The following is a 15,021-nucleotide window of genomic DNA, read 5'->3' on the forward strand; positions in this document are numbered from 1 at the left end:
ACAGAGCCTACCCCCGTCGGGCAGCCTCGCGTCAGGGACCGCCTGGGGCCTCGCTGGCCGCGGGCGAAGGCGGCGCGCCGGTCTTCTGGCGCTCCAGCCAGGGCTGGTAGTAGCGGGTCAGGAAGTCCTGCTTGTAGTCGCGGTACGAGCTGATGGCGCCGAGCCAGGCCCAGCTGCGGATGAAGAGCCACGCCAGGTCGAGCTGGTACGGCAGGAAGCCGCTGCGGGCCCCGCTCGGGTAGAGGTGGTGGTTGTTGTGCCACTCCCCGGCGACGAAGCCCGGCCAGAGCTGGTTGATGGACTGGTCGCGGGTGTTGAAGTCCACGCCGTCACGGCGCCGGTCCTTGCCCCCGCCGTGCCCGTCGTAGTTGAACGTCCGCACGCCGATGGCCCACACGCCGGACATGCCGAAGAGGGCCAGCGCGAGCGGGTGACCGCCGATGAGGAAGAACACGCCGTACCAGAACGCCCAGCTCAGGGCGAAGTGCGCCACCGTGTACCCCGGATGGCAGAGCGAGCCCCACTTCTGGTACTGCTCATAGCTGTTCAGGTGCACGCCCGTGTGCTTCATCAGCTTGCAGGCGTGCTCGTAGTCCTTGCGGTCCAGGTTCTTGTTGATGCCCTGGTGCGTCACGTCCGCGAGGAAGCAGTAGAGCCACCCGGCGCGCGCGTTGTACGGGTCCCCGGGCTGCTCCACGAGGCTGTGGTGCACGTGGTGCGAGATGACGTAGGCCTCGTCCACGACAATCTTCGGCACCAGGTTGCGGCACAGCTCGCGGAAGAACGCGTTCTTGAACTGGTACGCGCCGTGGGTCGAGTACCGGTGCAGCCAGATGGTGCCGTGGGTGCCCAGCACCACCATGCTGTAGACGAACCCCAGCGCCAGCAGCCCCCAGCTGAAGTGGTACATGAAGAAGAGGGCCAGGGGGATGCCGAAGCTCAGGCTCGTCACCCAGCTGAACAGCGCCACCCAGTTCTTCCGGGTCCGGAAGATGTTCAGCTTGGAGAAGAACTCCGCGAAGATCTCCCGGTGGGTGGGGACATAGAGCTGGCCGTTTCTCTCGAAGCCGTAGCTCGGTGGGTCCAGTACGCGATCCAAGAAGGCCATGCGGTTCCTAGGGTTGTGCCTGTCAACCTCGTACCTTCAACACCATGCCGTACGAGAAGTGTTACGGGGCCCGGACTCTTTCACACTCCGAGAGCATCCGCTCGAAAGCCTTCGGGAAATCGCCCGCTGGAGGACGCCTGCTCGGAGGGCGCGGGCGGGTAGCCCTGCGCCGAGGCGCTCGACTACCCTCGCGCTCCCAGTTTCAGGGAAAACCGTAGCACTGAGGAGACGCCAGGCAATGAAGACACGACGGGGACAGGTGGTGACGAGTGCATCCATGGCGGTGCTGCTGCTCGGACCGCTGGCGGCGGGCGCGGTGAGCCAGAAGCTGCGTTACCGGTTCGACACGGTGACGAACCCGGTCACCACCGTGGTGGACGACAGCGGCAAGGGCCACACCGGCACCGTCCAGACGGCCAACGGGGCCACGGTGGTACCCGTCACCGGCTACGAGGGACAGGGCGTGAAGTTCCCCGGCGTCTGTGTGGGCACCACCTGCCCGAAGGCCGACATCACCAGCCCGGACAAGGCGGACCTGAACCCGGGCCTGGCCCTGTTCACCTTCGGCCTGCGGGTGCGCGTCACGCTGGCGGAGCTGAGCAGCGACCATGGCTCCAACCTCCTGCAGAAGGGGCTGGCCAGCACCGCGCAGTGGAAGCTGCAGTTGGATGACGCCGTCACCGGCAGGCCGAGCTGCGTGGTGCGCACCACCGGCGGCGCCACCCCCATCATCGCGAAGTCCGCGGTGGGCGTGGCGGACGGCACCTGGCACAAGGTCTCCTGCCAGCGCACCAGCACCACGCTGACCATCCTCATCGACAACGTCGCCCAGGGCAGCGAGCTCATCCCGCCCGATTACGACATCAGCCCGGTGGGCCAGCCGGTCACCATCGGCGCCAAGAGCGTGGGCAACAACAACGACCAGTTCCACGGCGCCATCGACGACGTCTACTTCAACATCGACTGACGCGGCGGAGGGCGCGCAAACAGGCGCAAGAACCGGGCTGCCCCCGTGCGCTCCCTCCCCTATCTGTCTCCAGGAGCCGGGCCCCCGGGCCCCTTCTGGAGACAGACGACATGACGACCGGCCACATCGATTCCCTGGCGAAGTACCACCTTCTCGGCCACACGGGGCTGCGGGTGAGCCCGCTGGCGCTGGGCACCATGACCTTCGGCACCGACTGGGGCTGGGGCAACCCGGAGGACGTCGCGCACGGCCTCCTCGCGCGCTACCTGGACGCGGGCGGCAACTACCTCGACACCGCGGATGCGTACACGTCCGGCTCGAGCGAGCGCATCATCGGCGACTTCTTCGCGAAGCACGGCGGGAGGGACAGGGCCGTCATCGGCACCAAGTTCTCGGCGAATGCCTCCCCGGGTGACCCCAACGCGGGCGGCAACGGGCGCAAGAACATCCTCCGCGCGCTCGAAGGCTCGCTGCGTCGCCTGAAGACGGACTACGTGGACCTGTACACGCTCCACGTCTGGGACGGCCTGACGCCCGTGGAGGAGGTGATGCAGACGCTCACCACGCTCGTGCGCGAGGGGAAGGTCCGCTACGTCGGCTTCTCCGACGTGCCGGCGTGGTACTTCGCTCGCGCGCAGACGCTCGCGGAGCGGCACGGTTGGGAGAAGGTCTGCGCGCTGCAGCTCGAGTACTCGCTCGCGGAGCGCAGCCTCGAGCGCGAGCACCTCCCCGCCGCGCTCGCCCTGGGCGCCGCCATCACCCCGTGGAGTCCGCTGGCCGGCGGGCTCCTCACGGGCAAGTACACGCGCGACGGCGCGAAGCCGAAGGGAGAGGGCCGGGCCCACGCTCTGCTGGCCAGTGGCAACCCGGTGGCCGACAAGTTCCTGCAGGAGCGCCCCTGGGCGCTCGTCGCGGAGCTGGTCGCCGTCGCGAAGGAGGTGGAGCGCACGCCGGCCCAGGTGGCGCTCAACTGGGTGGCGACGCGCCCGGGAGTGGCCTCCACCATCATCGGCGCGAGCAGCCTGGCGCAGTTGGAGGGCAACCTGCATGCGCTGGACTTCACCCTGCCGCCGGCGCTCTCCGCCCGGTTGGAGGCCGTGAGCCGCCCCGAGCTCATCCACCCGTACGTGTTCTTCCAGAACCCGTTCTTCACCAAGGGCATGCTCGCCGGCAACACCGACGTGCGCGCCGAGCCAGCTTGGTTCCGGGGCGACGCCCGGTAGGCCCCGAAGGACGTGCGCGTGCACGCCACCAATACAGACGTGCGCGCCGAGCCAGCGTGGTCCCCGGACCGCTCCCGGTAGTCCACAAAGGACATTCGCACCGGCAACACCGATGTGCGCGCCAAGCCAGCCTGGTTCTGGGAATGCTCCCGGTAGACCACAAAGGACATGCGCACCGGCAACATCGGTGTGCGCGCCAAGCGAGCCTGGTTCTGGGAATGCTCCCGGTAAACCACAAAGGACATGCGCACCGGCAACACCGATGTGCGCGCCGAGCCGGCCTGGTCCCGGCGGCACACGCGGAACTCTGCTCGCGCGCCCCCGGAGAGTCCGGGACGCGCGGGCAGGTCCCGAGGAACGTCCGTGGAAATCACCTCGGGGGTCATCCCCGCGAGTGCCCCTGAGCGGCATCGCGGGAGAATGAATGACGAAGCACCTTCTGAAGTTCCTGTTCATGGCGCTGTCGGGACTGGCCCTGAGCGGCTGCGCCGAAGCCATGGAGCCCCCCTCCACTCAGGACGTCCGGCGCCCGAGAGCGAAGCGCATCCCCGGCCGCTACATCGTCGTGCTCAAGCCGACCCCGGAGGCTGGGCACGTCCAGTCGGCGAGCGTTCGGCAACAGGCAGCGGACGTCGCGCGTCAGCATGGCGCGAAGGTGAGGCACACCTATGCCCGCGCGCTACGCGGCTTCGTGGCCGACGTGGAGGCCGACCGCGTGGAGGCCCTGCGCCAGGATGCCCGCGTGGCCCTGGTCGAGCAGGACGCCATCGTCCGGAGGACGAGCGTCACTTGGGGCCTGGACCGCATCGACCAGGAGGACCTGCCGCTCGACGGCACCTACAGCTCCGCGCTGACAGGCGCGGGAGTCCATGCCTATGTCATCGACACGGGCATCCGTCACACCCATACGGAGTTCCAGGGACGGCTGGGCGAGGGCTTCGACGCGGTGGAGCCGGGAGGTGCGGCGGAGGACTGTGACGGCCATGGGACGCATGTGGCCGGGACGCTGGGCGGGAGCACCTGGGGTGTCGCGAAGCGGGTGACGCTGCACGCGGTACGCGTCCTGGACTGCGATGGCGAGGGCACGATGTCCACAGTCATCGCGGGCCTGGACTGGGTCGCGGCCCACCATGTCCCGCCCGCGGTGGCAAACCTGAGCCTGGGCTTCGAGCCGTCCGAGGCACTGGACCAGGCCGTCCGCAATCTCGTTGCGGCGGGCGTCACCACCGTCGTGGCCGCTGGCAACGACAACCTCGACGCCTGCAACGAGTCTCCCGCACGCACCGCCGAAGCCATCACCGTGGGTGCCACCGGAGACACGGACTTCCGGGCGGGCTTCTCCAACCACGGTCCCTGCGTCGACCTCTTCGCGCCGGGCAATGACATCCCCTCCGCCTGGAACACCGACGACACGGCCACCGAGGTTCTCTCCGGGACCTCCATGGCCGCGCCCCATGTGGCCGGCGCCGCCGCGCTCTTCCTGGAGACCCGCCCCTCTGCCGCTCCCGAGCAAGTGGCTGCGGCGCTGGTGGGCAACGCCACCCCGGGCCGGGTGTCGCTCGCGGGGCGCGGCTCGCCCGACCTGCTGCTCCACACCGGCTTCAATCCCACGAGTCGCGACGCGAACCCGCCGTGGGTGTGGCTCATCGTCCCCGGAGCCGGCAGGCCGCTGAAGGGCACCGTGCGGCTCCTGCCGCTCGCCTTCGACGACGCTGGCATCCACCGCGTGGACTACTGGGTCAACGGCCGGCTTCGCGCAAGCGCCACGTCCGCTCCTTTCGAGTTCCCCTGGGACACCACGCGGGAACTCCCCGGTCCGGCTACGGTGAAGGCCCGGGTGTTCGACACGTCGTACAACACCCGCTGGAGCGCACCGGTCTCCGTCACTGTGCGCAACCCCGGCTTCGCCGAGCCCGACCCGGTGCGAGGAGCACCGCGATGCGGGACCGTGGCCACCTCCTGCGACACCGGGGTGCTCGTGAACGGCCGGGGCGTCGTAGGCCCCGAGCTCCATGCCCCGAACACGATTGCGTCGAGCTGCCCTGACGGAGACAGCGGCGACGGCACCTACCTGCAGCTCGAGTCGCTGGAGCGGCTCCGTGTTGCCACCGTGGATGGCGGTCCGTTCGCACCTGGAAAGCAGGTGACCGTCACCGCGAGCGTCTGGGCCCTCTTCTCCTTGGACACGCTGGACCTCTTCCACGCGCCGGATGCGAACGCGCCCGTGTGGACGCATCTCGCCCGGCTCAGCCCGGCGGAGGCGGGCAGCCAGGAACTCACCGCCACCTTCACCCTGCCCGACGGTGACGTGCAGGCCTTCCGGGGCGTCTTCGGGTTCACCGCACAGGTGCCCTCCAGCTGTGTCGCGGGTGGCTATACCGACCATGACGACCTGATCTTCGCGGTGGGCCGGCGAGCCAGATAGGTCGCCAGAAGTCCTCCGAAACGACGCCGGCCCAGCTGGGAGCAACCCGTGCCCGGGGCGCTGCCGCATCGTCTCCGGCATCAAGTGGAGGGGCTGTCAATGGGCCACAACGGCGTGCGAGCGGACGCCAACGCGGGGCCGCGAGAAGAGGCCCCTCTGGGCGAACCTCCGGTCAGCCCTGTCTGGCTGTCCGACAGGTTTGCGAGGTCCAAGGCCGGAGCCCCCACCTGCCCCGTCGGCGACGAGGGCGGCTCGCCCGCGTCCATGTCAGCCCCCCGTGCTGTGATGGCGGGAGCCTGGACGAGGAGGGCGACGGTGATGGGGCGCGTGGGGCTCGTTGGTTACGTTGAGGAGCAGCTCGAGCGTGCGATTGCGCTGGGGAGACTGCCAAGGAGCGGGCAGCTTGCCTCGGAGGAGAAGCTGGCGCGCAGCTACGGGGTGAGCCGGAGCACCGTGCGGGAGGCGCTGCGGCGGCTGGCAGCACGGGGCCTGGTGGTACAGCACTCCGGGCGCAAGACGCGCGCGGTGGCACTGGACGAGTCAGTGACGCTGGAGAACATGGGCCTGGCGTTTCATGACGAGCGCTCCGCGGACGGCAGGCGGCTGCTGGAGGGCTACTTCTGCCTCAAACGGCAGCTGGTGGTGGAACTGCTGGCCGACTGCTGCGCGACCGCCTCTGCGACGGCCCTGGGCCAGCTGGGTGACGCCTGCTTCGCATTGTGGACCGCGGCACGCTGGGAGTCCGATGAACGCTGCGCTCAGTTGGAATTCGACTTGCTGAGGTTGGCTGCCCGGGCTGCGGACCGTCCCGGGCATCTGCTGCTCGTCCAATCGATGCAGAGGGGCTTGTCGAGCCTCGTCGCCCGGGGAGTGCCCCTCATGGACAGCGAGTCGCTGCGCCAGTGGGCCTGCTGCGCGATGGGCGCCCTGCGGGAGCGAGACGCGGAGGCGCTCACTCACGAGCTACCGGTGTTGATGAGGGCTTGCGATGAGCGCGTGCTCGGCCGTCTCGCGCCAGCCTCCGAGGGCAGCGCCGTGCCCGAGGCAGCCCCTTGCCACCGTGAGGGAGCCCTTCCCGTAGAGCCGGACGGCGAAACGCCGTGTCGATTTGACCTGGGGCGCCCCAGCGAGTCCGGCAGCGACGTAGAGCCGGACGGCGGAACGCCGTGTCAATCCAACCTGGGGCGCCCCAGCGAGTCCGGCAGCGACGTAGAGCCGGACGACGGAACGCCGTGTCAATCCAACTTGGGGCGCCCCAGCGAGTCCGGCAGCGAGTGCGCCGCGGAGAGACTGCCCGGCGCGCCCTTGCCCACCCTGTCCGACTGTCGGACGGGTTCGTGCGCTTCGCCGCCGGAAGGGGGGCTCTCTCCCGAGACTCCCCGTGTCGACTCCCTCGGCCCCACCCGCTTCGCCCCCCAGGCCTCCCCATTCACCACCACACCGGTGAGCCGCGCGCCTCTCGAACTCCCACTGCCCACGCTCCAGGACAGCCTGCCTCGTGAGTGGCCAGAGCCCGTTGCATCCTCCTCGCGGATGAAGGTCGGCATCCCCTTCCCTGAGGGATAACGCACGACCCCGCGAACCCGACGCGCATCGACGAAGAAGGTAGCGATGAGCGTGGAGCCCCAGGGGAAGAAGCCGAAGACGAAGCAGGTGAGCTTTCCGCACGGGATGAACACCCCTCCGCAAGGGCGCCATCCCGGGCTGCTGCGAGCTCGTGGTCCCGTGACGTAGCGACGCCTCGGGACACGCAGGGACACCGGGGGGACGGCGCACGCGCGTCGCCCTCCCCCGCGGCGTTTCGTGAGGTTTGACCCGAAATGAGGGCTTCGTCGCTCTCTTCGCATGGGCACCTCATCGTTCCTGAAAGGCAACCCTCATGCCGCCTCTCCGTCACCTCCACCGAGCGGGCCTCTCCGTCCTGGTGGTCCTCGCCACCCTGCTGCTGTCCCTGCTCCCCACTCCGGCCGCCGCCGCGGACCGTGGGGAGTGGGCCCCCTACGTCGCGTACACCACGGGCGACATTGCCTCCTATGCGGGCAAGTCCTACGACTGCCGCCAGTCCCACACGTCCCTGCCTGGCTGGGAGCCACCGTATGTCCTGGCGCTGTGGCTGGAGCGCTCCGGCCCGCCGCCCGTGGACACGCAGGCGCCCACCGCGCCCTCGCAGCTCACGTCCCCGGCGAAGACGCATGACAGCGTCTCTCTGACCTGGGGCGCGTCGACGGACAACGTGGGCGTCACCGGCTACGAGGTCTTCGTCAATGGTGGCACGTCCCCGTCCACCACCACGTCGGGAGCCACGAGTGTCACCGTGACGGGCCTGGCGGCGAACACGACGTACACCTTCACCGTGAAGGCCCGGGACGCGGCGGGCAACCGCTCCGCCGCCAGCGCCGTGTACAGCACGACCACGCCCAACCAGCCCGTGCCTGACACCCAGGCGCCTACCGCGCCGGGCAGCCTGCGCTCCACGGGCGTCACCAGCAGCAGCGTGTCCCTGGCGTGGAATGCGTCGACGGACAACGTGGCGGTCACCGGCTACGAAATCTTCGTGAACGGCGGCGCGGCTGCGTCCGCGAGCACCTCGGGCGCCACCAGCGCCACGGTGACGGGCCTGGCGCCGAACACTGCGTACACCTTTACCGCGAAGGCGCGGGATGCGGCGGGCAACCGCTCGGTGGCGAGCAACAGCGTGGCCGCGACGACGACGGGCAGCCAGCCTTCTGGCAGCAAGATCATCGTGGGCTACTGGCACAACTTCGACAACGGCTCGACCAACATCCGGCTGCGCGACGTGTCATCGAAGTTCAACGTCATCCAGGTCGCCTTCGCGGAGCCGGTGGGCGGCGCGGGCTCGGGCAACATGGCGTTCTCGCCGTACAACGCGACGGTCGCCGAGTTCAAGGCGGACATCGCGTACCTGAAGGGCCAGGGCAGGAAGGTGCTCATCTCCATCGGCGGCGCGAATGGCACGGTGCACCTGGATGACGCCACCGCCCGGCAGAACTTCATCACCACCATGCAGGCGCTCATCGACACGTACGGCTTCGACGGCATGGACCTGGACCTGGAGGGCAGCTCACTGTCCCTCAATGGAGGGGACACCGACTTCCGCAACCCCACCACGCCCCGAATCATCAACCTCATCTCCGCCACGCGGCAGCTGCTGGACCGCAACGGCGCGGGCTTCATCCTCACCATGGCGCCGGAGACGGCCTATGTGCAGGGCGGCATGGCGGCCTACGGCGGGCCGTGGGGCGCGTACCTGCCCGTCATCTACGCGCTGCGAGACAGGCTGACGTACCTGCACGTGCAGCACTACAACACCGGGACGGTGACGGCGCTGGACGGGCGGGCCTACGCGCAGGGCACGTCGGACTTCCACGTGGCCATGGCGGAGATGCTGCTGCGCGGCTTCCCCGTCGGCGGCAACACCAGCGCGATGTTCCCGGCGCTCCGGCCCGAGCAGGTGCTGATTGGCCTGCCCTCCTCGCCCCAGGCGGCGGGTGGCGGGTACACGACGCCAGCCAACGTGCAGCGGGCGCTCGACTACCTCATCAGGGGCCAGTCCTTCGGCGGCGCCTACGTGCTGCGCAACCCCGCGGGCTACCCCGGCTTCAAGGGGCTGATGACCTGGTCCATCAACTGGGACAAGTTCACCAACTTCGAGTTCTCCAACAGCCACCGCGCGTACCTGGACACCTACCAATAGCCACTGTGGGCGGGCGCGTTGTTGCGCGAGTCCCGCCACGGCGATAGGGAGGCGGTCACCGCATGTCTGTGACCGCCGAGCTGCTCGAAGCCGTCCGGGAGGAAGCGCGCCCGGACACCTGGACCGCCGGCATGGGCCTTGCCCGCGCCGGCGCCGTGACGGTGCAGTCCTTCGATGAGGAGGAGTCCGTGCTGCGGGTGCGCGCCACCGGCCGCACGGCGCTCCTCACCACCACGCTCTACCCGGAGGACGCCATCTGGGAGTGCGAGTGCCGCGGCAAGGTGGACCCCTGCGAGCACGTGGTGGCGGCGGCCATCTTCCTCCACCACTCGGTGACGCAGCGCGCGCCCGCGCAGCGAGCCCCCGCGAAACCCGTGACGGGCGGGCCCAATGTCGCCCGCCCCGCCCCCGCCCGGCCCGCCCCCGCCCCGGCTGCGCCCCGCCCCGGTGCGGCGCCGAAGTCCGAGCGCATGGTGTACCGCTTCAAGCGCGTGAACGGAGGGCTCCAGCTCGAGCGGCTGCTGGTGCGCCCGGACAACACCGCGCGGCTGCTGGCGCGCAGCCTGGCGTCGCTGCTGACGAACCCCGTGGAGGCGGCCCGCATCCAGGTGGAGCCGTGCGACCTGGTCGCGGACAAGCTGCTGCTCAAGCCCACCAAGGGCGCTCTCCCGCCCGAGCGGCTCACCGCGCTCCTGCGCGCGCTGGAGCCCGCGCGCACCGTCATCTTCGACGGCGCGCTCGTCTCCGTCTCCAGCGAGCCCCTGCTCCCGCGCGTCACCGTGGAGGACCGTGGCGAGCAGACGGTGCTGAAGATCGAGAAGGACCCTCAGGTCACCGAGGTCGTCACCCCGGGCGTGGCCCTGTGGGGCGGGACGCTGTGCCCCATCGGGGAGCAGGCCCTCACCGGCCCTCGGCTGGAGCACCTCCCGCAGGAGAAGACCTTCTCCGCCTCGCAGATGGGAGACCTCACCGGGAAGGTGCTGCCGGACCTCGCGCGGCGCATGCCGGTGGACGTGAAGAGCCAGCGGCTTCCGCCCATCGACCGCACGCTCAAGCCGAGCATCTCCATGGAGCTCAACCAGTTGGACTCAGGCCTCTCGGTGCTGCCCACGCTGGTGTACGGCTCGCCGCCGACGGTGCGCATCGACAACGGGCGCATGGTGTACCTGAAGGGCGCGGTGCCCGTCCGGGACGAGGCCGCCGAGCAGAAGCTCATCCACGGGCTGCGCGACGAGCTGAACATGGTGCCTGGCCGGCGCGTGACAGTGCAGGGCAAGGAGGCGGTGCAGCTCGCCGACAAGCTGCGGCGCTGGCGCGGCGGCCTCACCGGAGACGCGGCGCGCGTGGTGAGCCCCAACGTGAAGCTGCGCCCCACCCTCTCGGTGGACGCGGGCGCTACGCAGGGCGGGGTGCCCCGGGTGGAGTTCGCCTTCGAGTTCCAGGTGGAGGGCGCGGGGACGGACGCGCCGCGCTCGGTGGACGCCGCGGCGGTGATGCGCGCGTGGGAGGAAGGCCTGGGCCTGGTGCCGCTGGAGGGCGGCGGGTGGGCGCCATTGCCTGGCGCGTGGCTGAAGACGCATGGGCAGCGCGTGGCGGACCTGCTGGCCGCGCGTGGCCGGGACGGGCGGCTCGCCAACCACGCCATCCCCCAGCTCACAGGGTTGTGCGAGGCGCTGGACCACCCGCCCCCGCCCGGGCTGGAGCGGCTGGCGCCCCTCGTCCAGGGCTTCGAGAAGCTGCCGGACGTGAAGCTGCCGGCGGACCTCACCGCGACGCCGCGCCCGTACCAGCTCCAGGGCATCAGCTGGCTCACCTTCCTGCGACAGGCAGGGCTGGGCGGCGTGCTGGCGGACGACATGGGCCTGGGCAAGACGCTGCAGACCCTCTGCGTCCTGGGGCCCGGCACGCTGGTGGTGGCGCCCACGAGCGTGCTCCCCAACTGGGAGGCGGAGGTGAAGCGCTTCCGTCCCTCGCTGAAGGTGTCCGTCTACCACGGCCCCGGCCGCACCCTGGACGAGACGGCCGACGTGACGCTCACCACCTACGCGCTGCTGCGCCTGGACGCGGAGGTGCTCGGGGCGAAGACGTGGGAGACGGTGGTGCTGGACGAAGCGCAGGCCATCAAGAACCCGGACAGCCAGGTGGCGCGCGCGGCGTACGGCCTGCAGGCCGCCTTCCGGCTGGCGCTGAGCGGCACGCCCATCGAGAACCGGCTCGAGGAGCTGTGGAGCCTGATGCACTTCACCAACCGGGGCCTGCTCGGAGGGCGGAAGGAGTTCGAGGAGCGCTGGTCCCGGCCCGTGTCGGACAACCAGAAGGGCGCGGCGGAGCAGCTTCGCGCGCGCATCCGCCCCTTCGTGCTGCGCAGGCTCAAGCGGGACGTGGCGCCCGAGCTGCCTCCCCGCACCGAGTCCGTGCGGCACGTCAACCTGACGGAGCGGGAGCGCGCCGTCTACGACGCGGTGTACGCCGCCACACGCGAAGAGGTGGTGTCGCAGCTCGAGGAGGGCGGCAGCGTGCTGAAGGCGCTGGAGGCGCTGCTGCGGCTGCGCCAGGCCGCGTGTCACCCCGCCCTGGTGCCGGGCCAGCAGGCGAAGACGTCCTCCAAGGTGGAGGCGCTGCTGGAGGCGCTCGGCACGGCCGTCGCGGACGGGCACAAGGCGCTGGTCTTCTCCCAGTGGACCTCCATGCTGGACCTCATCGAGCCGGCGCTGAAGGAGGCGGGCATCGGCTACATCCGGCTGGACGGGAGCACGTCCAACCGGGGCCAGGTGGCCGCGTCGTTCCAGGCCCCGGAGGGCCCACCGGTGATGCTGATTTCCCTCAAGGCGGGCGCCACGGGGCTCAACCTCACGGCGGCGGACCATGTCTTCCTGGTGGACCCATGGTGGAACCCGTCCGTGGAGGCGCAGGCCGCGGACCGCGCGCACCGCATCGGCCAGCAGCGGCCGGTCATGGTGTACCGCCTGGTTTCGAGGGGAACTGTCGAGGAGAAGATCCTCACCCTGCAGGACAAGAAGCGCGCGCTCTTCGAGTCCGCGCTCGGAGGCGCCTCCGGTGCCGCGGCGATTACACGTGCGGACCTGATGCAACTGCTCGACTGACGCCTCCCCGGGCTCCGTCATATCCTCCCGGTCATGGAACGAACCTACCGGGTGGACGCAGTGCGGGGCCGGGCGGAGCTCGAGCAGATTCTCGTCCTGCAGAAGCAGAACCTGAAGCAGGAGCTGTCCTCGGAGGAGATGAGCGCGCAGGGCTTCGTCACCGTGCAGCACGACCTGACGGCGCTGGAGCAGATGCATGCCCTGGCGCCCAGCATCGTCGCCCACCACGGCGATGCGCTCGCGGGCTACGCCCTGACGATGCCAAAGGAGTGCCGGGCACTGATGCCCGTGCTGGTGCCCATGTTCGACCTGTTCGACACGCTCGACTACCGGGGCAGGCCCTTCAATGACTACCGCTACTACGTGATGGGGCAGATCTGCATCGACAAGGCCCACCGAGGGCAGGGCCTGTTCGAGCAGCTCTACGAGAAGCACCGCGAGCTCTATCAGGGGCGGTTCGACTTCATCGCCACGGAGGTCTCCGTCCGCAACCTCCGCTCCATGCGCGCGCATGAGCGGGTCGGCTTCCGGACCGTCCACACCTTCCGGGACGCGACTGACGAGTGGGCAGTGGTTGTCTGGGATTGGACGCAGCCGCGCTTGAACGGCGGGTGAAGGGGGTTCACGATGGGACCGGCAGCAGGGTTCCACGTGGGGTACACATGCGCTCCTTCCAGGCCCCGACAGCGCGTCAGCAGCAGAGCGAGCCTCGCTCGGCCCCGATTCCACGGAAGCCCGCGCCGCAGGACCGCGCGGGCACTGCCTCCCGGCTCGACTTCCACCTCGACCGCATTCCCCTGCTGCCGCCTCGTGCCTCTTCGCAGGGGCTGCCAGTCCAGCCCCGCCTCGCCATCGGCCGCACGGATGACCCGCACGAGCGTCAGGCCGATGCCATGGCCGACTGGGTGATGCGGCCCACGGGCGCTCCGCCCCGGAACCTGCAGGGCGTGTCCGGGCCCGTGGTATCGCGCCGGAGTCAGGGAGTGGACGGAGCGTTGCCGGCGAGCCGGACCGGTGGACTGGAGCACGCGCTCGCCAGCTCCCGTGGAGCGGGGCGCCCCATGCCAGTGCCGGTCCGCTCCGAGATGGAGCAGGCTTTCGGGGTGGACTTCAGTCGGGTGCGACTGCACTCCGACGGACAGGCGGCCCACCTCAACCGTCAGCTCCACGCCCATGCCTTCACGCACGGCACGGACGTCTATTTCGCGCGCGGCATGCCCGACCTGGGTTCGGGCGCTGGCAGACACCTGCTCGCGCACGAGCTGGCTCACGTGGTGCAGCAGTCCGGCTCGGCCTCCTCGCCCGTGGTGCAGCGCAAGGGGATTGGCGAGCTCTGGGAAGAGCACGTCTCCAAGCCCTACCAGTCCCTCAAGGAGTCGGCGTACGGGGGCCTCATCGACGCGGTCCGCAAGGCGCAGCGCGCGGTCTTCAGCGAGCTGCGCGCCGCCATCGCCCCACTGCCCGCCGGCAGGCGTGAGACGCTCTCCACCATCATCACCATCTTCGAGGAGACGGTGAACGTCCTGATGGCGGCGGTCTACGCCATCATCGGCATCCTCGTGGGGGCCGGTGAGGCCATCGTCGACCTCATCAAGGGGGTGGTGAGCCTCCTCTATGCGGTGATGGACCTGCTGGTCCGCTTCGTCTACGGCTTCATCGACGGCGGCGCCGCGTTCGACGAGAGCATGGGTCAGGTGCTCGCCGCGCTGAAGGGCATGCCGGCGGGACTGAAGAAGCTCGTGGACGACTGGCTGGACCGCTTCACCAAGGCGCCCACCGAGCGGCAGAGCCTGATGATTGGCGAGCTGACCGGCCAGGTGATTGTCTTCATCGCCACCCTGGGAGGCGCCGCGGCCAAGGCCGGGCAGCTTCCGAAGCTGACCCTCCCCGCCCTGGCGCGTGCTCCTGCCCTGGCAACCGCCGGGGGTGGCGCCATGGCCTCGGGAGGGGCAGGCGTCATCGCCATCGACGTGGCCGGTCCGGGCCTCGCCGCGGGCCTCGCCGGCACCACGACGTTCATGGTGCGCAACGAGGGCTCCAAGGGGTCGCCGGGGGACAAGGAGCCGCAGGTCCCGCCAGCCACACCCTCCAAGCCCGGCTACAAGCCCGCGCCGGGCGTGGAGGGAGACCCCTACCATCCCGTGAAGGTCGCCGAGCGACAGCAGGGCTGGCAGCAGCGATATCCCCAGCCGCCAGCCAAGGCCCCGCCCCGCGTCCCGATTGGAGGCAAGCAGCTCACCCCCGTCTTCGAAGGCGAGGCCGCGAAGTTCCTTGCCGACCAGCCAACGCTGCGCCCCAAGTTCGAGAACGCCATGCAGAAGGGAGTCGTTCCCCCCAAGGGCCAGACGGGCATCGTCCCGTCCGAGCTGGAAGGCTATCAATACAAGATCAAGATCCTGGGCCAGGGCGGCGACTACCGCATCCATGGGAAGGTCTCTGGAGACACGATCATCTTCGACAAGGTCACCACCCACTGAGC

At 69.8% G+C, this 15,021-nt stretch carries 9 protein-coding genes; 8 read left to right on the top strand and 1 reads right to left on the bottom strand.

Annotated features, from left to right (window positions below; translation table 11 throughout):
- Window positions 1-31: 31 nt before the first annotated feature.
- Complete coding sequence (locus LXT23_RS40550; protein ID WP_253985831.1) at window positions 32-1,108, bottom strand: fatty acid desaturase; 1,077 nt, start codon at window positions 1,106-1,108, stop codon at window positions 32-34.
- Window positions 1,109-1,346: 238 nt separating this feature from the next.
- Here LXT23_RS40550 and LXT23_RS40555 point away from each other — a divergent pair, with 238 nt between their 5' ends.
- The 8 genes from LXT23_RS40555 to LXT23_RS40590 all read left to right on the top strand — a co-directional run bounded on the left by LXT23_RS40555 (window position 1,347) and on the right by LXT23_RS40590 (window position 15,019).
- The gene (locus tag LXT23_RS40555; protein ID WP_253985832.1) at window positions 1,347-2,075 is read left to right on the top strand and encodes a laminin G domain-containing protein; all 729 of its coding nucleotides are present in this window, start codon (window positions 1,347-1,349) and stop codon (window positions 2,073-2,075) included.
- Between the two features lie 110 nt (window positions 2,076-2,185).
- The gene (locus tag LXT23_RS40560; protein WP_253985833.1) at window positions 2,186-3,298 is read left to right on the top strand and encodes an aldo/keto reductase; all 1,113 of its coding nucleotides are present in this window, start codon (window positions 2,186-2,188) and stop codon (window positions 3,296-3,298) included.
- A gap of 424 nt (window positions 3,299-3,722) precedes the next feature.
- Entirely contained in the window at window positions 3,723-5,723 is a 2,001-nt protein-coding gene (locus tag LXT23_RS40565; protein WP_253985834.1) for a S8 family serine peptidase, read from the top strand.
- 318 nt (window positions 5,724-6,041) lie between these two features.
- A complete protein-coding gene (locus tag LXT23_RS40570; RefSeq protein WP_253985986.1) occupies window positions 6,042-7,289 on the top strand; it encodes a FadR/GntR family transcriptional regulator in 1,248 nt (415 codons plus the stop codon).
- Between the two features lie 313 nt (window positions 7,290-7,602).
- Window positions 7,603-9,438 carry a fibronectin type III domain-containing protein gene (locus LXT23_RS40575; RefSeq protein WP_253985835.1) on the top strand — a complete coding sequence of 612 codons (1,836 nt, stop codon included), beginning with the start codon at window positions 7,603-7,605 and terminating at the stop codon, window positions 9,436-9,438.
- Between the two features lie 62 nt (window positions 9,439-9,500).
- Window positions 9,501-12,542 carry a DEAD/DEAH box helicase gene (locus tag LXT23_RS40580; protein WP_253985836.1) on the top strand — a complete coding sequence of 1,014 codons (3,042 nt, stop codon included), beginning with the start codon at window positions 9,501-9,503 and terminating at the stop codon, window positions 12,540-12,542.
- A 33-nt stretch (window positions 12,543-12,575) separates the two neighbouring features.
- Window positions 12,576-13,157: a GNAT family N-acetyltransferase gene (locus tag LXT23_RS40585; protein ID WP_253985837.1), complete on the top strand. Its 582-nt coding sequence runs from the start codon at window positions 12,576-12,578 to the stop codon at window positions 13,155-13,157.
- Window positions 13,158-13,204: 47 nt separating this feature from the next.
- The gene (locus LXT23_RS40590) at window positions 13,205-15,019 is read left to right on the top strand and encodes an eCIS core domain-containing protein (protein WP_253985838.1); all 1,815 of its coding nucleotides are present in this window, start codon (window positions 13,205-13,207) and stop codon (window positions 15,017-15,019) included.
- Window positions 15,020-15,021: the final 2 nt, after the last annotated feature.

Origin of the sequence: Pyxidicoccus xibeiensis (assembly GCF_024198175.1) — a bacterium.
Taxonomy (GTDB): domain Bacteria; phylum Myxococcota; class Myxococcia; order Myxococcales; family Myxococcaceae; genus Myxococcus; species Myxococcus xibeiensis.